The 21,235-nt window shown below is 72.0% G+C and carries 16 protein-coding genes and 1 pseudogene; 9 read left to right on the top strand and 8 right to left on the bottom strand.

All coding sequences use genetic code 11. The features are described from left to right. Both VIU94_RS33685 and VIU94_RS33680 read right to left on the bottom strand, forming a co-directional pair. Positions 1–412, bottom strand: a pseudogene (locus VIU94_RS33685) (DNA helicase RecD); the annotation flags it as partial. A gap of 2 nt (positions 413–414) precedes the next feature. Beyond that, positions 415–1,398: an aldo/keto reductase gene (locus tag VIU94_RS33680; RefSeq protein ID WP_331917416.1), complete on the bottom strand. Its 984-nt coding sequence runs from the start codon at positions 1,396–1,398 to the stop codon at positions 415–417. Positions 1,399–1,528: 130 nt separating this feature from the next. Between VIU94_RS33680 and VIU94_RS33675 the strand changes: the two genes are divergently transcribed. Together VIU94_RS33675 and VIU94_RS33670 are read left to right on the top strand one after the other, a co-directional pair. Then, positions 1,529–2,578 carry an LLM class F420-dependent oxidoreductase gene (locus tag VIU94_RS33675; RefSeq protein ID WP_331917414.1) on the top strand — a complete coding sequence of 350 codons (1,050 nt, stop codon included), beginning with the start codon at positions 1,529–1,531 and terminating at the stop codon, positions 2,576–2,578. A 245-nt stretch (positions 2,579–2,823) separates the two neighbouring features. Beyond that, positions 2,824–3,609: a ferritin-like domain-containing protein gene (locus tag VIU94_RS33670; RefSeq protein WP_331917412.1), complete on the top strand. Its 786-nt coding sequence runs from the start codon at positions 2,824–2,826 to the stop codon at positions 3,607–3,609. A gap of 10 nt (positions 3,610–3,619) precedes the next feature. On the opposite strand, the gene VIU94_RS33665 is transcribed toward VIU94_RS33670, so the two are convergent. Further along, a complete protein-coding gene (locus VIU94_RS33665) occupies positions 3,620–4,624 on the bottom strand; it encodes a magnesium and cobalt transport protein CorA (RefSeq protein WP_331917418.1) in 1,005 nt (334 codons plus the stop codon). Positions 4,625–4,676: 52 nt separating this feature from the next. Between VIU94_RS33665 and VIU94_RS33660 the strand changes: the two genes are divergently transcribed. The 6 genes from VIU94_RS33660 (at position 4,677) to VIU94_RS33635 (ending at position 12,565) form a co-directional block, all read left to right on the top strand. After that, complete coding sequence (locus VIU94_RS33660; protein ID WP_331917410.1) at positions 4,677–5,369, top strand: histidine phosphatase family protein; 693 nt, start codon at positions 4,677–4,679, stop codon at positions 5,367–5,369. A 146-nt stretch (positions 5,370–5,515) separates the two neighbouring features. Next, entirely contained in the window at positions 5,516–6,106 is a 591-nt protein-coding gene (locus VIU94_RS33655) for an Rv2134c family protein (protein ID WP_331917408.1), read from the top strand. Then, a complete protein-coding gene (locus VIU94_RS33650; protein WP_331917406.1) occupies positions 6,070–6,888 on the top strand; it encodes an Rv2133c family protein in 819 nt (272 codons plus the stop codon). Before VIU94_RS33655 ends, VIU94_RS33650 begins: the two co-directional genes overlap by 37 nt. A 131-nt stretch (positions 6,889–7,019) precedes the next feature. Continuing rightward, a complete protein-coding gene (mshC, locus tag VIU94_RS33645; protein WP_331917404.1) occupies positions 7,020–8,249 on the top strand; it encodes a cysteine--1-D-myo-inosityl 2-amino-2-deoxy-alpha-D-glucopyranoside ligase in 1,230 nt (409 codons plus the stop codon). A gap of 127 nt (positions 8,250–8,376) precedes the next feature. Then, the gene (locus VIU94_RS33640) at positions 8,377–11,433 is read left to right on the top strand and encodes an NPCBM/NEW2 domain-containing protein (RefSeq protein WP_331917402.1); all 3,057 of its coding nucleotides are present in this window, start codon (positions 8,377–8,379) and stop codon (positions 11,431–11,433) included. Between the two features lie 160 nt (positions 11,434–11,593). Then, a complete protein-coding gene (locus VIU94_RS33635; RefSeq protein WP_331917400.1) occupies positions 11,594–12,565 on the top strand; it encodes an SMP-30/gluconolactonase/LRE family protein in 972 nt (323 codons plus the stop codon). 72 nt (positions 12,566–12,637) lie between these two features. Here the strand turns inward: VIU94_RS33635 and VIU94_RS33630 are convergent, their stop codons facing one another. From VIU94_RS33630 to VIU94_RS33610, 5 genes are all read right to left on the bottom strand, one after another. After that, on the bottom strand, positions 12,638–13,699 hold the full coding sequence (locus VIU94_RS33630) for a PAC2 family protein (protein WP_331917398.1): 1,062 nt from the start codon (positions 13,697–13,699) through the stop codon (positions 12,638–12,640). A 267-nt stretch (positions 13,700–13,966) separates the two neighbouring features. Continuing rightward, the gene (locus VIU94_RS33625) at positions 13,967–15,571 is read right to left on the bottom strand and encodes a glycerol-3-phosphate dehydrogenase/oxidase (protein ID WP_331917396.1); all 1,605 of its coding nucleotides are present in this window, start codon (positions 15,569–15,571) and stop codon (positions 13,967–13,969) included. Positions 15,572–15,577: 6 nt separating this feature from the next. After that, a complete protein-coding gene (gene glpK / locus VIU94_RS33620; RefSeq protein WP_331917394.1) occupies positions 15,578–17,134 on the bottom strand; it encodes a glycerol kinase GlpK in 1,557 nt (518 codons plus the stop codon). Positions 17,135–17,169: 35 nt separating this feature from the next. Next, complete coding sequence (locus VIU94_RS33615) at positions 17,170–17,961, bottom strand: MIP/aquaporin family protein (RefSeq protein WP_331917392.1); 792 nt, start codon at positions 17,959–17,961, stop codon at positions 17,170–17,172. 255 nt (positions 17,962–18,216) lie between these two features. Then, positions 18,217–18,981 carry an IclR family transcriptional regulator gene (locus tag VIU94_RS33610; protein WP_331917390.1) on the bottom strand — a complete coding sequence of 255 codons (765 nt, stop codon included), beginning with the start codon at positions 18,979–18,981 and terminating at the stop codon, positions 18,217–18,219. 269 nt (positions 18,982–19,250) lie between these two features. Between VIU94_RS33610 and VIU94_RS33605 the strand changes: the two genes are divergently transcribed. Next, the coding region (locus VIU94_RS33605; RefSeq protein ID WP_331917388.1) for a homocysteine S-methyltransferase family protein at positions 19,251–21,235 on the top strand (1,985 nt) is incomplete at its 3' end.

Raw genomic sequence — 21,235 nt, 5'->3', positions numbered from 1 at the left:
GCCGGGGCCGGCTCGGGGCGGCCGGCTCGGGGGAGGGTCGCCGGGCGGCCGGCGCGGGGTTCTCGTAGAACGCGGTGCCGGACTTCTCGCCGGCCTCCACGGCCCGTACGGCCGCGAGCAGGTCGGCGGCCTTGCCGCTCAGCTTGGCCCCGCTCTCGACGGGGCCCTCCTTCTCCGCCTTGCGCCGCTCGATCCGGGCCCGCTCCTCGGCCTGCGCCGCCAGCTCGGCCTCGGCCTCGGACAGCGCGGGCTTGGCGGCCCCCTCCGTACCGCCGTCCCCGGCCGCGTCGCCGACCGTGTCCGCCTCCGGCGTCGCCTCGGCGTCCGGCGGCGCGGCGGACTCCGCCTCCGTCTCCGGGGCGACGTCGGACGGGGGAACCTCGGCGGACTCGCCGCGCGAGGGGTCTGGCACGGTCACAAGGTGCTCCAGTCGTGGTCCGGGTAGCGGTGCACGGGCGCCGACACGTCGTCGAGGGCCCGGCAGATCTCGTCAGGAAGACTAAGGGTCTCCACCGACAACGCCTCGGAGAGCTGCCGCGCGTCGCGCGCGCCGACGATCGGGGCGGTCACGCCCGGCCGGTCCCGCACCCACGCCAGCGCCACTTGCAGCGGCGTCGCCGCCAGGCCGTCCGCCGCCGTCGCGACCGCCTCCACGATCCGGCTTGCCGTCTCGTCCAGATACGGCTCGACGAAGGGCGCCATCGTCTCCGAGCCGCCCCGCGAGTCCGTCGGGGTGCCGTGCCGGTACTTGCCGGTCAGCACCCCGCGGCCCAGCGGCGACGACGGCAGCAGACCTATGCCGAGGTCCCGCGCCGCGGGCAGCACCTCCCGCTCCACGCCCCGCTGGAGCAGCGAGTACTCCATCTGCGTCCCGGCCAGCCGGGTCCGCGTCCCGGCCCCGCCGAGCTGCCAGGTCGCCGCCTTCGCCAGCTGCCAGCCGCAGAAATCGGCCACGCCCGCGTACCGCGCCCGCCCGCTGCTCACCGCCAGGTCCAGGGCCCCCAGTGACTCCTCGAGCGGGGTGTACGGGTCGTAGGCGTGCAGCTGCCACAGGTCCACGTGGTCCGTGCCGAGCCGTGCGAGGGAGGCGTCGAGGGCCGCGAGCAGATGCCCCCGCGAGCCGTCGCACCGCCGGTCCGGGTCGGGCACGCTGCCCGCCTTCGTCGAGATCACCAGGTCCCGGCGCGGCACCAGACCGCCGATGAGCTGCCCGAGCAGGTACTCCGCCTCCCCGCCGGCGTACACGTCCGCCGTGTCGACCAGCGTGCCGCCCGCCTCCCAGAACGCCTTCAGCTGGTCGGCGGCGTCATGTTCGTCCGTGTCCCGGCCCCAGGTGAGGGTGCCGAGCCCGATCCGGGACACGCGCAGGCCGGTACGGCCGAGATGCCTCTGCTCCATGAGCGCGAGATTACTGGCCAAGACACCACGCGGAGAGAGCCTGTGGACAACCGGCTCCTGACGGATCCCGCGCACCGCGCTAGAGTCCGGCCCACAGGGACGTTACTGATCGGTAAAGAGGGTGTTGGGCATGCGACTGGGCATCAACCTCGGGTACTGGGGCGCCGGAATGGACGGCGACAACCTCGCCGTCGCGCAGGAGGCCGACCGGCTCGGCTACGACGTGTGCTGGGCCGCCGAGGCGTACGGCTCGGACGCCCCGACCGTGCTCTCGTGGGTCGCCGCGCAGACCGAGCGGATCGACGTCGGCTCGGCGATCATGCAGATCCCGGCCCGCCAGCCCGCGATGACCGCCATGACCGCGGCCACCCTCGACTCGCTCTCGGGCGGCCGCTTCCGCCTCGGCCTCGGCGTCTCCGGCCCGCAGGTCTCGGAGGGCTGGTACGGCGTCAAGTTCGACAAGCCGCTGGCCCGCACCCGCGAGTACGTGGAGATCGTCCGCAAGGCGATGACCCGCGAGCGCCTCAGCTACTCCGGCGAGCACTGGACGCTGCCGCTGCCCGACGGCCCGGGCAAGCCCATCAAGCTCACCGTGCACCCGCAGCGCGAGCACATCCCGCTCTACATCGCCGCGATCGGCCCGAAGAACCTGGAGCAGACCGGCGAGATCGCCGACGGCGCGCTGCTGATCTTCCCCTCCGCCGAGCACCTGGAGGAGACGGCGATCCGCCACATCCGGGCCGGCCGCGAGAAGGCGGGCCTGACGATGGAGGGCTTCGACGTGCACCCCTCGCTGCCGATCGCCCTCGGCGCGGACGTCGACGCCCTCGCGGACATGTTCCGCCCGTACACCGCCCTGTACGTGGGCGGCATGGGCAGCCGGAAGCAGAACTTCTACAACCAGCTCGCGCAGCGCATGGGCTACGAGAAGGAGGCCGCCGAGATCCAGGAGAAGTACCTGGCCGGCGACAAGGCGGGCGCGGCCGCGGCCGTGCCGCGGAGCCTCATCGAGCAGACCGCGCTGCTGGGCGATGTGGCCACCATCGCGGACCGGATGAAGGCCTACGCGGAGGCCGGCGTCAACACGCTGACCCTGGCCCCGGCCGGATTCACTCTCGACGAGCGGGTGGCCGCGCTGCGCGCCGGCGTCGAGGCGCTGGAGCGCGCGGGCCTGGCGTAACGGCTGGCGGCGCGGCCGGGGCGGTACAGGTGGGGAAGTCTGCGGCCGTGGTGGGGGCTCGGGGGGTCTTCCCCGCCACGGCCGTCACGCAGCACAACGCGCCACCGTGCCCCCGGTTACGGCCCCGGACGATTCCGCCTTTCGGCCGAGTGCTCCGGCCCTCGTGTTGCCGCCTTCGGCGGAGCGCATTTGACTTCTTCTCTGCGGGCGTGCGGCGTGCGGACGTCCGTGTGGAGGTGGCAGCAATGCTCTCGGCCCGAAGCCTTTTCCAGGAAATCATCGACGACGACGACTCCTTCCAGCTGTTCTGCTCCATCGCCGCCAGCGGCGAGACGCAGGGCGGCTGGGAGAACGGCCGGATCGCCGCGCTCGTCCCCGTCGGCATGCGGGACCTGGCGCCGAAGATCACCCGGCACGGAGCGGACGAGGACAAGCACGGCAGGATCTTCAACGCGCTGCTCAAGAAGCGCGACCTGCCGCCCGTCGACGTCCCGCCCGAGACCGACTACACGATGCTCCTGGAGAAGCGGGGCATCGGCCTCGCCCACGAGAAGCTCAAGCGCGACGAGCCGCTGACCGAGCGCGACATCATCGTCTACCTCTCGCACAGCCGGGTCACCGAGCAGCGGGCCGCCGACCAGATGGACATGCTGGTCACGTACTTCGGCGACCATCCCGAGCTCGGCAAGGCGATCAGGATGATCTGCAACGACGAGGACAACCACCTCGCGTACTGCCACGAGGAGTTGCTGCGCCTGGCGTACGCCGGACACGGCCGGCTGATCCAGCGCACGCTGCGCGAGTCCGCCCTCAGCGAGATCAGGGTGTACCGCGACGTCAGCCTCGCCGTGATGGCCCACATGGGCCGGCTGCTCGGCTGGCCCCGGGCCAAGTCGGCCGCCCTGGCCGCCGGGATCCACGCCGTGTACGCGTACGAGCGGTTCGGCGGGTGGCGGCGGATGGTCGACCTCAAGATGCCCGAGCGGCGCGACGCGCTGGGCGGACCGGCCACTCCCGCGCCGGCGTTCTGAGGAGCCTCCGCTACAGCCAGCCGCGCCGCTTGAACAGCCGGTGCAGACCCAGCACCGCGCCGGCCATCAGCAGGACCACCGCCGGGTACGCCCACGCCCAGCGCAGTTCGGGCATGTGGTCGAAGTTCATGCCGTAGATCCCCGCCACCATGGTGGGGACCGCGGCCATGGCCGCCCACGCGGAGATCTTGCGCATGTCGTCGTTCTGCCGCACGCCCATCTGCGCCAGATGCGCCGACAGCACGTCCGACAGCAGCCGGTCCAGACTCTCCACCTGCTCGTTGGCCCGGATCAGGTGGTCGCTCACGTCCCGGAAGAACGGCTGCGCCGCCGCGTGCACGAACGGCACCGCCCCGGCCGCGAGCCGCGACATCGGGGCCGTCAGCGGGCCGCTGGCCCGGCGGAACTCCAGCACCTGCCGCTTGGCCGTGTAGATCCGGCCGGCGGTGCCCTTCGGGTCCCCGGCCGAGGGCTCGCCGCCCGGCGCGAACACGGCCGTCTCCAGCTCCTCGAGGTCGATCTGGAGCTCGGCCGCCACGTCGATGTAGTGGTCCACGACCGCGTCGCTGATCGCGTACAGCACCGACGTCGGCCCCTGCTTCAGCACCTCCGGCTCCGCCTCAAGACGGCGGCGGACCTGGGCGAGCGGCGCGCCCTCGCCGTGCCGGACCGTCACCACGAACGAGTCGCCGATGAACACCATCAGCTCGCCCGTGGAGACCCGGTCGCTCTCCGGCTCGTACACCACCGGCTTGAGGACCATGAACAGCGAGTCGTCGTACACCTCCAGCTTCGGCCGCTGATGCGCCTTCAGCGCGTCCTCGACCGCCAGCGGATGCAGCGCGAACTCCGCCGTGACGTGGTCGAACTCGGCCTCGGTGGGCTCGTGGAGGCCCACCCACAAGAAAGCGTCCCCGGTCGCCCGCGCCTCGTCCAACGCGTCCGAGAGATCCGACGGCCCCGCCGTACGGCGCCCGCCCCGATAGATGGCACTGTCCACGATCACGCCGCGTATTCTTCCCCGCCCGTCCGTCCCATGCACCCGTGCGGCCGCTTACCCTTCCGGCATGGCCACGCTGATCCTCGTCCGGCACGGACGTTCCACCGCCAACACCGCCGGAGTGCTCGCCGGACGGACGCCCGGGGTCGGGCTCGACGAGCGGGGCGCCGCACAGGCCGCCGCGCTGCCCGGACGGCTCGCGGGGATCCCGCTCGCCGCCGCGGTCAGCAGCCCGCTGGAGCGCTGCCAGGAGACCCTGCGGCCGCTGCTCGACGCCCGGCCCGGACTGCCGCTGCACATCGACGAGCGGATCAGCGAGTGCGACTACGGCGACTGGTCCGGGCGCAAGCTCGCCGAGCTGGCCGACGAGCCGCTGATGAAGATCGTGCAGGCGCACGCCTCCGCCGCCGCGTTCCCCGGCGGCGAGTCGATGCGCGCCATGCAGCACCGGGCCGTCGAGGCCGTACGGGACTGGAACGCCCGGATCGAGGCCGAGCACGGCGAGGACGCCGTCTACGCGATGTGCTCGCACGGCGACATCATCAAGTCCGTCGTCGCCGACGCGCTCGGCCTGCACCTGGACCTTTTCCAGCGCATCCACGTCGACCCCTGCTCGGTCACGGTGATCCGCTACACCCGGCTGCGCCCCTTCCTGGTCCGCCTCGGCGACACCGGCGACCTCGCGGGCTTCGCCCCGCGGGAGGGCGGCGGCGGGGACGCCGGGACCGCCGAGGTCGGCGGCGGCGCGGGCGCACCGTGATCGCTCCGCGCAGTAGGGTGGACGGGCCGGAGGGCTGCCACCGGGACAACCTCGGGGCCCCGTAGCCCGATTGCCGCCGAGATCCATCGCAGAGACCCACCGCGGGATTGTGAATTCCGCCGTCGAGACCCAAGGGAGACAGGGACGTGGCCCGTCAGGTGTTCCTCTACGACCCACCGGAGCGCTTCGTGGCCGGCACGGTCGGGCTGCCTGGCCGCCGCACGTTCTTCCTGCAGGCCTCCGCCGGAGGCCGGGTCACCAGCGTGGCCCTGGAGAAGACGCAGGTGGCGGCGCTCGCCGAACGCATAGACGAACTCCTCGACGAGGTCGTGCGGCGCACCGGCGGAAACGCCCCGGTGCCCGCCGTCGCCCCGCCGGACGTCTCCGACAGCGCCCCGCTCGACACCCCCGTGGAGGAGGAGTTCCGGGTCGGCACCATGGCCCTGGCCTGGGACGGCGAGGAACAGCGGATGATCGTCGAGGCGCAGGCGCTCGTCGAGCTCGACGTGGAGTCCGAGGAGGACCTCGCCGAGGCCGAGGAGCGGCTGCTGCAGGACGAGGAGAACGGCCCGCCCATGCTGCGGGTCCGGCTCACCGGCGCCCAGGCCCGGGCCTTCGCCAAGCGGGCCCTCGACGTGGTCAACGCCGGCCGGCCGCCGTGCCCGCTGTGCAGCCTCCCGCTCGATCCGGAAGGACATGTATGCCCGCGCCAGAACGGATACCGCCGGGGGGTGTGACGGTGCTCGACCTTCTTGCCGAGGGCGAGCTGACCGTCAAGGGTCAGGTCCGCGAGGCGTCCAATGCCGTCCTGTACTGCTCCGTGACGCACGAGGGCGAGTCGGCCGTCTGCGTCTACAAGCCGGTCGCCGGCGAGCAGCCGCTGTGGGACTTCCCGGACGGCACGCTGGCCCAGCGGGAGGTCGCCGCGTACGAGGTCTCCGAGGCCACCGGCTGGGGCCTCGTACCGCCCACCGTGCTGCGCGACGGCCCGTACGGCGAGGGCATGGTCCAGCTCTGGATCGAGGCCGACGCCGACGCCGAGCTGCTCGGCCTCGTCGAGCGGGAGGAGCCCGGGGAGGGCTGGAAGGCCGTCGGCCTCGCCCAGGTCGCCGAGGACCGCAGCGCGCTCCTCGTGCACGCCGACGATCCCGCGCTGCGCCGCCTCGCCGTGCTGGACGCGGTGATCAACAACGGCGACCGCAAGGGCGGCCACCTGCTGCCCGCCCCCGACGGCCGGCTGTACGGGATCGACCACGGGGTCACCTTCCACGTCGACGACAAGCTCCGCACCCTGCTGTGGGGCTGGGCCGGAGAGCCGCTGCCCGCCGAGGCCGCCGAAGTGCTGGCCCGGCTCGACGGCGAGCTCGCGCCGGGCGCGCCGCTCGCCACCCGGCTGGCCCAGCTGCTCACCCCGGCCGAGATCGACGCGATTCGGGCCCGGGTGACCCTGCTGCGCTCCACCGGACGCCATCCCGAGCCGTCCGGCCAGTGGCCCGCGATCCCCTGGCCGCCGGTCTGACGAGGGACGTTCGGCGCGGGCCGGTGTCGCGCCTGCCAGGCACAACTCCCGGGATCGCGCAAGAACGCCTGATCGGACAAGATCCCGTATCCGGTTCGTATCCGGAACACCCGTCCGGTTAGGCTCAGGACATGCATGCCTGGCCCGCTTCTGAGGTCCCCGCCCTTCCTGGCAAGGGCCGCGACCTCCGGATCCACGACACCGCGACCGGCGGGCGAGTGACCCTCGCCCCCGGCCCCGTCGCCCGTATCTACGTCTGCGGCATCACGCCGTACGACGCGACCCACATGGGTCACGCGGCGACCTACAACGCGTTCGACCTCGTTCAGCGCGTGTGGCTCGACACCAAGCGGCAGGTCCAATACGTCCAGAACGTCACCGACGTCGACGATCCGCTCCTGGAGCGCGCGCTCCGCGACGGCGTCGACTGGGTGGGCCTCGCCGAGCGCGAGACCGCCCTGTTCCGCGAGGACATGACCGCCCTGCGGATGCTTCCGCCGCAGCACTACATCGGCGCCGTCGAGGCGATACCGGGGATCGTGCCGCTGGTCGAGCGACTGCGCGACGCCGGAGCCGCCTACGAGCTGGACGGCGACGTCTACTTCTCCGTCGAGGCCGACCCGCACTTCGGTTCGGTGTCGAACTACGACACCGAGCTCATGCGGCACCTGTCCGCCGAGCGCGGCGGCGACCCCGAGCGCCCCGGCAAGAAGAACCCGCTCGACCCGATGCTGTGGATGGCCGCCCGTGAGGGCGAGCCGAGCTGGGACGGCGGCACCCTCGGCCCCGGCCGCCCCGGCTGGCACATCGAGTGCGTCGCCATCGCCCTCGACCACCTCGGCATGGGCTTCGACGTGCAGGGCGGCGGCTCCGACCTGATCTTCCCGCACCACGAGATGGGCGCCTCGCACGCCCAGACGCTCACCGGCGAGTACCCCATGGCCAAGGCGTACGTGCACGCCGGCATGGTCGCCCTGCACGGCGAGAAGATGTCCAAGTCCAAGGGCAACCTGGTCTTCGTCTCCGCGCTGCGCCGCGCCGGCGTCGACCCGGCGGCGATCCGCCTGACCCTGCTCGCGCACCACTACCGCGCCGACTGGGAGTGGACGGACGACGTCCTGGACGACGCCGTGGCCCGCCTCGACCGCTGGCGCGCCGCCGTCTCCCGGCCCGACGGCCCCTCGGCCGACGCCCTCGTCGAGGAGATCCGCGAGGCGCTCGCGGACGACCTCGACGCCCCGGCCGCGCTCGCCGCGGTCGACCGCTGGGCCGCGCTCCAGGAGAGCGAGGGCGGCACGGACGAGTCCGCGCCCGGCGTCGTCTCCCGCACGGTCGACGCCCTCCTCGGCGTCGCCCTGTAGCGGCCCTCGGCGTCGCGCCCAGCATCGCCCGGATTCGTCCCCGCGTGCCGCTCCCGGATCCATAAGTCCAGGAGCGGCCCGCACAAGTCCATGGTCCGACCCGCCCGGGCGCGCTACACACGGGGCCATGAGATCACCGACGCGACTGAGAACAGCGGCAGTTGGCGCGCTCCTCGGGCTGCTCGCCGCCCTCACAGGCCCCGGCGGGGCGGCCACGGCCGATCCAGCCGACACCACGGTCGGCGAGGTCACCGGCTTCACCGCCGAGGGCCCGGTCTACCGGCTGGCCGCGGGCGCGGCCGAGGCCCGGGTCAGCTTCGTCACCGACGAGACCTTCCGCATCGAACTCGCCCCCGACGGCAAGCACACCGACCCCACCGGCCGGGACATCGTCCTGCCGCAGGGCGCCCCGCCCGCCACCCGCTGGGCCGACCTCGGCGACCGCTACGAGCTCAGCACCGCCCGGGTCACCCTGCGCGCCTACAAGTCGCCGCTGCGCTTCGCCGCGTACCGGGCCGACGGCACCGAACTCTGGTCCGAGACCAAGGGCCTGACCTGGAACCAGGACCGCACCGTCCAGACCCTGGCCCGAGGATCCGCCGAGCAGTTCTACGGCGCGGGCATGCAGAACGGCCGCGGCAACACCTCGCACCGCGGCAAGACCGTCGAGGTCGGCGTCGACTACAACTGGAACGACGGCGGCCATCCCAACTCCGTCCCCTTCTACCTCTCCTCCGCCGGGTACGGCGTCTACCGCAACACCTACGCCCCGAACACCTACGTCTTCGGCGAGCCCGTCACCGCCTCTGCCCGCGAACGCCGCTTCGACGCCTACTACTTCACCGGCGCCGGCGAGGACGCCGTCAAGGACGTCATCGGCCAGTACACGAACCTCACCGGCAAGCCCTTCATGCCGCCCGTGTACGGCCTTGAGATCGGCGACGCCGACTGCTACCTGCACAACGCCAACCGCGGCGAGCGGCACACCCTCGACGCGCTGAAGGTCGCCGACGGCTACGTGCAGAACGACATGCCCAACGGCTGGATGCTCGTCAACGACGGCTACGGCTGCGGCTACGAGAACCTCGCCGAGACCGGCGCCGGCCTGCGGCAGCGCGGCATGCAGCTCGGCCTGTGGACCGAGGACGGCCTCGACAAGCTCGCCGACCAGGTCAAGGCCGGCCAGCGGGTCGCCAAGCTCGACGTCGCCTGGGTCGGCGCGGGCTACAAGTTCGCCCTGGACGGCTGCAAGGCCGCCCACGCGGGCATCGAGGCGAACAGCGACGCCCGCGGCTTCACCTGGGCCCCCGAGAGCTGGTCGGGGGCGCAGCGCTGCGGCGTCCAGTGGTCCGGCGACCAGTCCGGCACCTGGGAGTACATCCGCTGGCAGATCCCCACCTACGCCGGCGCGTCCATGTCCGGGCTCGCCTACACCACCGGCGACGTCGACGGCATCTTCGGCGGCAGCGCCAAGACGTACGCCCGTGACCTGCAGTGGAAGACGTTCCTGCCGGTCACGATGACCATGGACGGCTGGGCCGCGAACGATAAGCAGCCCTTCCGGTACGGCGAGCCGTACACGAGCATCAACCGCAGCTACCTCAAGCTCCACGAGGCCCTGCTGCCGTACATCTACAGCCACGCCCACCAGGCGACGAAGACCGGCGTCGGCCTCGCCCGCCCGCTCGCCCTGGAGTACCCGGACGACCCGAAGGCGGCCGGCGACGCCGCCAAGTACGAGTTCCTCAGCGGCGAGGACTTCCTCGTCGCGCCCGTGTACCAGGACGCCGTCGAGCGCGACGGCATCTACCTTCCCAAGGGGACCTGGATCGACTACTGGAGCGGCCGCGTGTACGAGGGCCCGCTCACCCTCGACGACTACAGCGCCCCGCTCGACACCCTGCCCCTGTTCGTCCGCGCCGGGGCGAGCGTCCCGATGTGGCCCGGCGGCATCCGCTCGTACACCGACCGCACCCCCGGCTCCCCGGTCGCCTGGGACGTCTACCCGCAGGGGACCTCGTCGTTCACCCTGTACGAGGACGACGGCGTCACCCGCGCCCACCGGGCCGGCCAGTACGCCACCCAGCGCGCCGACGTCATCGCGCCGACCCGCGGCGCGGGGGACGTGACCGTGCGGATCGGCGCGAGCAAGGGCACGTACAGCGGCAAGGCCGGGGCCCGGCCGTACGCGTTCACCGTGCACACCGGCGACGCCCCGAGCCGGGTCGGTCTTGAGGGCACGACCCTGCCCAAGCACACGAGCCGCGCCGCGTTCGACGCGGCCGCCCAGGGCTGGTGGTACGACCCCGCCGACCGCGGGGGAGCAGTGCACGTGAAGACGGCCGCGCTGCGCACCGACCGGCCCTTCGCGCTGACCCTGAGCGACACCAGCGCGGTCGGCGGAGCCGTGCCCGGAGCCGCCGCCGTGGCGTCCGCCCCGGCCGGGCAGGAGCTGGGCGCGGGCGTGTCCGGCGCCGTCTCCGTCGACGTCGCCGCGGGCTCCCGGGACGCCACCGGCGTCGAGGTCGCCGTGGCGGCCCCCGAGGGCTGGCAGGTCACCCCGGCCGCCCGGATCGACCGCATCCCGGCGGGCACGACCCGGCGCGTCCAGGTGGCGGTGACGCCGCCCAAGGGGGCCAGCCCCGGGGAGGCGACGCTCACCGCGAGCGTCCGTCACCGCGCCGCCGGCCAGGACCGCGTGGCGGTCCAGCGGTTCGCCGTCGGGGTGATGCCGGAGCCGCCCACGGCGGACGCCTGGGCGAGCGATCTGGTCTGGCTGAAGTCCGCCAACGGCTGGGGGCCGCCCGAGCGCGACCGCTCCAACGGTGAGTCCGGCGCGAACGACGGCCGAACCCTCACCCTGGCCGGCACGACCTACGACAAGGGCATCGGCGCGCACGCCGACTCCGACATCGAGGTCTACCTCGGGGGCCGGTGCACCGCCTTCACGGCGGACGTCGGCATCGACGACGAGATCAACGGGTACGGCGAGGCAGCGTTCTCGGTCGAGGCGGACGGCAAGGTGCTGTGGACCTCGCCGAAGCTGACCGGGGCCTCGGCCACGGTCCCGGCGGCCGTCGACGTCACCGGCGCGCGTCACGTCCGGCTGAGGATCACCGACACCAACGGGTCCAAGAGCGGCGACCACGGCGACTGGGCGGCGGCGCGGTTCGCGTGCAGCTGAGAAGCGACCCGGAAGGGCGGCCCGGAGGGGAACGACCCGGAAGGACGGCCTGGAAGGGAGCGACACGGAAAGGGGTGAAATTCGGCCAATCGTCGCGTCGGAAGGGGCTGTTGTGATGAGGTGTGAGCGCCAATAGACCAGTTGTACGAAAGGGCGCTCAGTGCATCGTCCCCTCGCACGCAGAGGATTCCTGGGAGCCGCCGTCGCCCTCGGCGCGGCGGCTCTCACCGGACCGCTCGCCGCCGGCGCGGCGCACGCGGCCGCACCCGGCGGGCCGTGGCCCACCGGCTTCCCGCTGCCCGACGGCTTCCAGCCGGAGGGCATCGCCATCGGGCACAGCCCGTACGCGTACTTCGGCTCGCTGCGTGACGGGGCCGTGTACCGCGTCTCGTTGGCCACCGGAACGGGCCGGATCGTCCACCAGGGGCTCGGCCCCGACAAGGCCACCGTCGGGCTCAAGATCGACCGGGCGGAGCGGCGGCTCTTCCTCGCCGGCGGCTGGAGCCGGGAGATCCGCGTCGTCGACGCCCGATCCGGCGCGCTGCAGCGCCACTTCACCGGGCTCGGCGCGGACAACACCATGGTCAACGACGTCGTCCTGACCCCGGGCGCGGCGTGGTTCACCGACTCCTTCCAGCCACAGCTCTACCGGCTCGCCCTCGATCGCACCGGCGAGCCCGGCGACGCGATCACGACCGTCCCGCTCGGCGGCGACTGGGTCCAGGGCGCGGACTTCACCGCGAACGGCATCGAGCGGACCCCCGACGGGCGGGCCCTCCTCGTGGTCAACTGCGCAAAGGGCGGCGGCTCGTTGATGCGGGTCGACCCGCGCACCGGCACGGCCCGCACGGTCGACCTCGGCGGCCTCGAGATCCCGAACGGGGACGGACTGCTGCTGCTCGGCCGCGACCTGTACATAGTCCAGCAGCAGAAGAACCAGATCGACGTTGTCCGGCTCGACGCGACCGGCGCACGCGGCACGGCGATCGCCCGGATCACCGACCCGGAGCGGTTCCGCATCCCGACCACCGCGGCAGCCTGGGGCGACCGGATCTACCTGCCCAACGCCCGCTTCGACGTGGACCCGAAACCCGAGACCACGTACGACGCGGTGTCCGTGCCGCGGGTCTGAGCAGCCGCGCCGAAACGGCTACGGGAGGGGCGGTTCGCACCGCCCCTCCCGTACCGCTCGCTCCTCGACGCCTCAGTCCTCGGAGTCCTCGGCGTCGTCGTCCCGGCCCTCGGCCTCGTCCGTCGGCGGTTCGTCGTCCCGGCCCTCGGCCTCGTCCGTCAGGGGCTCGGCCTCCGGGCCCGGGACGGCCTCAGGCCCCGGCTGCTGCGGCTTCGGCGGACGGGTCCGCTCGGTGCCGGTGTCCCGCAGGTACGAGGCGTCGCCGCCCTCCGTCGCCACGCCGGGGCCCGCCCCGGGGTCGCGCCGGCGCAGATAGCGCTCGAACTCGCGGGCGATGGCCTCGCCCGACGCCTCCGGCAGCTCCGCGGTGTCCCGTGCCTCCTCCAGCGTCTGGACGTACTCCGCCACCTCGCTGTCCTCGGAGGCGAGTTGGTCCACGCCCAGCTGCCAGGCCCGCGCGTCCTCGGGCAGCTCGCCCAGCGGGATGCGCAGCCCGATCAGGTCCTCCAGGCGGTTCAGCAGGGCCAGCGTCGCCTTCGGGTTGGGCGGCTGGGACACGTAGTGCGGCACGGCCGCCCACAGGCTCACCGCGGGGACGCCGGCGTGCGTGCAGGCCTCCTGGAGGATGCCGACGATGCCCGTCGGGCCCTCGTAGCGGGTCTCCTCCAGGTCCATGGTGCGCGCCAGATCCGGGTCCGAGGTGACCCCGCTGACCGGGACGGGCCGGGTGTGCGGCGTGTCGCCGAGCAGCGCGCCCAGGATCACGACCATCTCCACGCCGAGCTCGTGGGCGAAGCCGAGCAGCTCGTTGCAGAACGAGCGCCAGCGCATGGACGGCTCGATGCCGCGGACCAGCACCAGGTCGCGCGGCTTCTCGCCGCCGACCCGGACCACGGAGAGCCGGGTGGTGGGCCAGGTGATCTTCCGGACCCCGCCGTCCAACCACACCGTGGGCCGGTTGACCTGGAAGTCGTAGTAGTCCTCGGCGTCGAGCGCCGCGAACACCTCGCCCTTCCATTCCCGGTCCAGATGGGCGACCGCGGTGGAGGCGGCGTCGCCGGCGTCGTTCCAGCCCTCGAACGCGGCCACCATGACCGGGTCGATCAGCTCGGGAACCCCCTCGAGCTCGATCACCCAGTGCCTCCTTTTCGAAGTTCCTGTCGTACGGACCAACCTTACGGCTTCCCGGGGGTCGGGCCGCAGCCCCCGAACACGGCCGGGGTTCGTCCCCGGTCTTGATCGGCTACCCACGATGACCGGTCGGCACACAGAAGACACGGGGTGGCTCGGTGGCGGGAACTCGCCCTCCCCGTCGCCCCGTTCCCCGGCTCGCAGCAGCCGCGCCGCTCCCGGCCATGCGTAAGGGGCGGCCTCCGTGGAGACCGCCCCTTACACCCGCCGCTACTTGCCGAGCATGTCCTCGACCTTGCCGCGGATCTCGTCCGTCGCCAGGCCGCGGATCGTCAGGGTCGTGCGGCGGCGCAGCACGTCGTCCGCCGTCTCGGCCCACTCGTGGTCGCGGGAGTAGGCGACCTGCGCCCAGATCTCCGGGGCGTCCGGGTGGATCCGCTCGCCGAGCTCCGGGTTCTCGTTCGCCATGCGGGCGATGTCGAAGGAGAGCGAGCCGTAGTGCGTCGCCAGGTGCTTGGCGGTGTCGGCGGCCATCCGCGGACCGGGCGCCGGGCCGTCCACGAGCAGCCGGTGGGCCACCGCGTTCGGGTTGGCGATGCCGGGCAGCGGGAGCCGCTTCGGCAGCGTGGAGACCGGCTCGTAGTCCTCGCCCAGCGGGTGGCCGGGCAGCGACTCCAGCTTCTTCATGATCGTCCGGCCGATGTGGCGGAAGGTCGTCCACTTGCCGCCGGCCACCGACAGCATGCCGCCGCGGCCCTCGGTGACGACCGTCTCGCGCTTGGCCTTCGAGGTGTCGCCGGGACCGCCCGGCAGCACCCGCAGGCCCGCGAAGGCGTAGGTGATCAGCGAGCGGTCGAGCTGCTGGTCGCGGATGGAGAAGGCGGCCTCGTCGAGTATCTGGGCGGTGTCCTTCTCGTTGACCGCGACCTCGGCCGGGTCGCCCTCGTACGCCTCGTCGGTGGTGCCGAGCAGGAGCATGTCCTCCCAGGGGAGGGCGAAGGTGATCCGGTACTTGTCGATCGGGGTCGCCAGCGCGGCCCGCCAGGGCGCGGTGCGCTTGAGGACCAGGTGTGCGCCCTTGGAGAGGCGGATGGACGGCGCCGCGTTCGGGTTCTCCATCTTGCGCAGGTGGTCCACCCACGGGCCGGTCGCGTTGAGCACCAGGCGGGCGCCGACGCCGAACTCCTCGCCGGAGATCCGGTCCTTCAGCTCCGCGCCGGTGACCCGGCCCCGGGTGAAGCGCAGCCCGGTGACCTCGGCGTGGTTGAGGACGGTCGCGCCGGCGTCGACGGCGGCCCGGACCGTCATCAGCGCCATCCGGGAGTCGTTCATCTGGTCGTCGCCGTACACGGCCACGGCCTTGAGGCCGTCGGTCCGCAGCTCCGGCACGTCCTGCGCCGCCTTGGCCGGCGAGAGCAGGTGGCCGACGCCGTCGCCGAACGCGGAGAGCGCGCTGTACGCGAACACCCCGGCGCCCAGCTTGGCCGCGCCGTGCGGGCCGCCCTTGTAGACGGGCAGGTAGAACGTCAGGGGGTTGGCGAGGTGCGGGGCCACCTGACGGGACACCGCACGCCGCTCGAAGTGGTTCTCCGCCACCAGCTTCACCGCGCCGGTCTGCAGGTAGCGCAGGCCGCCGTGGAGCAGCTTGGAGGAGGCGGAGGAGGTGGCACCGGCGAAGTCGCCGGCGTCCACCAGGGCCACCCGCAGACCGGACTGCGCGGCGTGCCAGGCGGTGGAGATGCCCAGGATGCCGCCGCCGATCACCAGAAGGTCGTACGTCGCCTTGGACAGCTGCTCTCTGGTCTCGGCGCGGGTCGGAAGCGATCCGCCAGCCGGGCGCGTCCCCAGGGAGGAGACGCTCTGCAGGGTGGTCATCTCGAATTACTCCTCGTCAGATCCGTCTTCGAGCCAGCCCATGGAACGTTCCACGGCCTTGAGCCAGCTCTTGTACTCGCGCTCACGCTTGTCGGCGTCCATGCGAGGGGTCCATTCCGCGGCCCGTCGCCAGTTGGCGCGCAGGGCGTCGGTGTCCGGCCAGAAGCCGACGGCCAGGCCGGCGGCGTAGGCGGCGCCGAGGCAGGTCGTCTCGGCGACCATCGGACGCACGACCGGCGCGTCCAGGAAGTCCGAGAGGGTCTGCATCAGCAGGTTGTTGGAGGTCATGCCGCCGTCGACCTTCAGCGCGGTCAGCTCGACGCCCGAGTCCTTCGTCATGGCGTCGGTGATCTCTCGGGTCTGCCAGGCGGTGGCCTCCAGGACGGCGCGCGCGATGTGCGCCTTGGTGACGTACCGAGTGAGGCCGGCGATCACGCCGCGGGCGTCGGAGCGCCAGTACGGGGCGAACAGGCCCGAGAAGGCCGGTACGAAGTACGCGCCGCCGTTGTCCTCGACCGAGGACGCGAGGGTCTCGATCTCGGCGGCGGAGTTGATCAGGCCCATCTGGTCGCGCATCCACTGCACCAGCGAACCGGTGACGGCGATCGAGCCTTCCAGGGCGTAGACCGGCTTCTTGTCGCCGATCTGGTAGCCGACCGTGGTCAGCAGGCCGCTGTAGGAGTTGATGATCTTGTCACCGGTGTTCATCAGCATGAAGGTGCCGGTGCCGTAGGTGGACTTGGCCTCGCCCTCGGCGAAGCAGGTCTGGCCGAACAGGGCGGCCTGCTGGTCGCCGAGCGCGGAGGCGACCGGGACGCCGTCCAGGACGCCGCCCTTGACGGTGCCGTACACCTCGGCGGAGGAGCGGATCTCCGGCAGCACGGCGGCCGGGACCTCCATGGACTGCAGGATCTTCTCGTCCCACTCCATGGTGTGCAGGTTCATCAGCATGGTGCGCGAGGCGTTGGTGACGTCGGTGACGTGGTGACCGCCGTCGACACCGCCCGTGAGGTTCCAGATGACCCAGGAGTCCATGGTGCCGAACAGGATGTCGCCGCGCTCGGCGCGCTCGCGCAGGCCCTCGACGTTGTCGAGCAGCCAGCGGACCTTGGGCCCGGAGAAGTACGAGGCGAGCGGCAGGCCGGTCTCGCGGCGGAAGCGGTCCTGCCCGACGTTGCGGCCGAGCTCCTTGCAGAGCGTGTCGGTGCGGGTGTCCTGCCAGACCAGCGCGTTGTGCACCGGCTCGCCGGTGTTCTTGTCCCACAGCAGAGTGGTCTCGCGCTGGTTGGTGATGCCGATCGCCTTGACGTCGGCGGAGGTGATGCCCGCCTTGTCGATGGCGCCCGCCACCACTTCCTGGACGTTGGCCCAGATCTCGGCGGCGTTGTGCTCCACCCAGCCCGGCTTCGGGAAGATCTGCTCGTGCTCCTTCTGGTCGACGGAGACGATGCGCCCGTCGCGGTCGAAGACGATGCAGCGGGAGGAGGTGGTGCCCTGGTCGATGGCCGCGATGAACGGGCCCGCGCCGTGGGAGGAGGTGCCGGTGGTGTGTGCGTCGGTCACGGTGTGCTCCAAGGGTGGTCTGGAAGAAGGACGGCTCAGGCGAACGCGATGTTGTAGATACCCGCGGCGATGGCGCCGCCCACCAGGGGGCCGACCACCGGGATCCAGGCGTAGCTCCAGTCGGAGCCGCCCTTGTTCGGCAGCGGGAGCAGCGCGTGCACGATGCGCGGACCGAGGTCACGGGCCGGGTTGATCGCGTAGCCGGTCGGGCCGCCGAGCGAGAGGCCGATGGAGACCACGACGAAGGCGGTGATCAGGGCGCCGATGACGCCGAGGCCCTTGCCGCTGTCGTTGAGGCCCTGCGTGAGCACGGCGAGGACCAGCACGACCGTGCCGATGATCTCGGTCGCCAGGTTCTGCCAGACGACCCGGACCTCAGGACCGGTGGAGAAGACGCCGAGGACCGGGCCGGCGTGGCCGGCGCCCTCGTGGTGCGCGCCCTCGATGGCCTTCTTCTCGACGTCGCCCACGACCTCGGGGTCCGTGAGGTGGGCCTGGAACTGGCCGTAGTACGCGATCCAGACCAGGAAGGCGCCGAGCATGGCGCCGAGCAGCTGGCCGGCGAAGTAGACCGGAACGTTGCTCCAGTCGCCGTCCTTGATCGCGATGCCGACGGTGACCGCCGGGTTGAGGTGGGCGCCCGAGAGGGTGCCCGTCATGTAGACCGCGGTCATGACCGCGAAACCCCACCCGAAGGTGATGGCGAGCCAGCCGGCGTTCTGCGCCTTCGAGCGCTTGAGCACGACGGCGGCGACCACGCCGCCACCGAGCAGGATGAGTACGGCGGTACCAATGATCTCGCCGATGAAGATGTCGGAGCTGGACACCCGCGACTCCTTTGTCCTTCGTCCAGGGGAAGGCGAACCCCGGGTCCCTCCGGTGGTCCGCGCCCTCAGGTGAGGGCGTTGTCGGCCCTCGGCACCGTCACACTCTAGCGGCCAATTCCGGTAGGTGTTCGACAATGCCGACCGATGAACGGAAGTTTTGCCCTCGGGTTAACAGCGCGTCAAGGGTTCCGGTAGCGAAAAACCCGCCGATAACGCGATCGTTATCGACGGGTTCCGGAGGTTCCGCTCAGCGGCTCAGAAGCGCCCGGCGCCCAGGTCGCGGGAGACCGCGCGGGCGCAGTCGCGTACCGCCGCGACCAGCTCGGAGCGCAGCTCCCCGCCGTGGCAGACCCGCTCCACCGCGCCCGTGATGGCCACCGCGCCGACCGGCATCCGCCGCCGGTCGTGGATCGGCGCGGCCACCGAGGCCACGCCCTCCCAGGTCTCCTCCACGTCCGCGGCCCAGCCGCGCGCGCGGGTCATGTCGAGCAGCGTCTCGAAGTCCTGGAGGCCGGTCACCGTCCGGTCCGTGAAGCCCTTCAGCTCCACCTCCAGGACCTCGCTGTGCGCCACCGGGTCGTACGCCGACAGGACCTTGCCCAGGGCCGTGGAGTGCAGCGGCTGCATGGCCCCCACCTCCAGGACCTGGCGGCTGTCGTCCGGCCGGAACACGTGGTGCACGATCAGCACGCCCTGCTGGTGCAGGACCCCCAGATGGACGCTCTCGCCGCTGGACCGGGCCAGGTCGTCCGTCCATACGAGGGCGCGCGCCCGCAGCTCGTGCACGTCCAGATAGCTGTTGCCCAGGCGCAGCAGCTCCGCTCCCAGCTGGTACCGGCCGGAGGCCGCGTCCTGCTCGACGAAGCCCTCGGCCTGCAGGGTGCGCAGGATGCCGTGCGCGGTGCCCTTGGCCAGGCCCAGGGAGGAGGCGATGTCGGACAGGCCCAGCCGGCGCTCGCCGCCCGCGAGCAGTCGCAGCATCGCCGCCGCCCGTTCAAGCGACTGGATGTTCTTCGCCATCGCCCGGCCCTTTCTCCCTGCCCTGGTCGCGTGGATCGCTGTCGATCACGCTGTTCGACAATGCTGAACACTATCGGTCGATGCCGACCCTGCGTCACTCATGCCAGTGTCCGACAGGAAGGGGTGCGACCGGGAGTCTCCTGACAAAGGATGCCGTCCGGCCTGTGGGACACCGTGTCCACCCCGGCATCTCCGCGGTTACGCTGGCCCCGTGCGCCCTCCACCGAGGGTGCAAAGCCGACAGCCGTCGCATTCCAGGGAGCACATCCATGGCCTCGTTGCCGACCCCTTCCGCTGACAGCCGGAACCGCGCCGCCGCCCTCCGTGAGGCGCTCGCCACCCGTGTGGTGGTGGCCGACGGAGCCATGGGCACCATGCTCCAGGCACAGGACCCGACGCTCGAGGACTTCGAGAACCTCGAGGGCTGCAACGAGATCCTCAACGTGACGCGGCCGGACATCGTCCGCTCTGTGCACCAGGAGTACTTCGCCGCCGGCGTCGACTGCGTCGAGACCAACACCTTCGGCGCCAACTTCGCCGCCCTCGGCGAGTACGACATCGCCGAGCGCGTCCACGAGCTCTCCGAGGCCGGCGCCCGGATCGCCCGCGAGGTCGCCGACGAGGTCACCGCCGCCACCGGACAGCAGCGCTGGGTGCTCGGCTCCATCGGCCCCGGCACCAAGCTGCCGACCCTCGGCCACGCCCCGTACACCGCCCTGCGCGACGCCTACCAGCAGAACGCCGAGGGCCTGCTGGCCGGCGGCTCCGACGCTCTGCTCGTCGAGACCACCCAGGACCTGCTCCAGACCAAGGCCTCCGTCATCGGCGCCCGTCGCGCCCTCGACGCCCTCGGCGCCGACGTCCCCCTCATCGTCTCCGTCACCGTCGAGACCACCGGCACCATGCTCCTCGGCTCCGAGATCGGCGCGGCGCTGACCGCCCTGGAGCCGCTCGGCATCGACATGATCGGCCTGAACTGCGCCACCGGCCCCGCCGAGATGAGCGAGCACCTGCGCTACCTGGCGCGGCACTCCCGCATCCCGCTGTCCTGCATGCCCAACGCCGGCCTGCCGGTCCTGGGCAAGAACGGCGCGCACTACCCGCTCACCCCCTCCGAGCTGGCCGACGCCCAGGAGACCTTCGTCCGCGAGTACGGACTCTCTCTGATCGGCGGCTGCTGCGGCACCACCCCGGAGCACCTGCGCCAGGTCGTCGAGCGGGTCCGCGACCTCACCCCGGGCGTCCGCGAGCCGCAGCCCGAGCCCGGCGCCGCGTCGCTCTACCAGACGGTCCCGTTCCGCCAGGACACCTCGTACCTGGCGATCGGCGAGCGCACCAACGCCAACGGCTCCAAGAAGTTCCGCGAGGCCATGCTGGACGGCCGCTGGGACGACTGCGTGGAGATGGCCCGCGACCAGATCCGCGAGGGCGCGCACATGCTCGACCTCTGCGTCGACTATGTGGGCCGCGACGGCGTCGCCGACATGGAGGAGCTGGCCGGCCGCTTCGCCACGGCCTCCACCCTGCCGATCGTGCTCGACTCCACCGAGGTCGAGGTCCTGCGGGCCGGCCTGGAGAAGCTGGGCGGCCGCGCCGTCATCAACTCCGTCAACTACGAGGACGGCGACGGCCCCGAGTCGCGCTTCGCCAAGGTCACCCGGCTGGCCCAGGAGCACGGCGCGGCCCTGATCGCGCTCACCATCGACGAGGAGGGCCAGGCCCGCACCGTCGAGAACAAGGTCGCCATCGCCGAGCGGCTCATCGAGGACCTCACCGGCAACTGGGGCATCCACGAGTCCGACATCCTCATCGACGCCCTGACCTTCACCATCTGCACCGGCCAGGAGGAGTCCCGCAAGGACGGCATCGCCACCATCGAGGCGATCCGTGAACTCAAACGCCGCCACCCCGAGGTGCAGACCACGCTGGGACTGTCGAACATCTCCTTCGGCCTCAACCCCGCCGCCCGGCTCGTTCTGAACTCGGTGTTCCTGGATGAGTGCGTCAAGGCGGGTCTGGACTCGGCGATCGTGCACGCGTCGAAGATTCTGCCGATCGCCCGGTTCAGCGAGGAAGAGGTGCAGACCGCCCTCGACCTCGTCTACGACCGGCGTGCCGAGGGCTATGACCCGCTGCAGAGGCTGATGGCGCTGTTCGAGGGCGCCACCGCGAAGTCGCTGAAGGCGGGCAAGGCCGAGGAACTGGCCGCCCTGCCGCTGGAGGAGCGTCTCAAGCGCCGCATCATCGACGGCGA

The sequence above is a fragment of the Streptomyces sp. genome, from assembly GCF_036566765.1.
GTDB lineage: Bacteria > Actinomycetota > Actinomycetes > Streptomycetales > Streptomycetaceae > Streptomyces.
The sequence above is the reverse complement of the archived record's forward strand: the minus strand, read 5'-3'. Positions and strand labels throughout refer to the sequence as shown.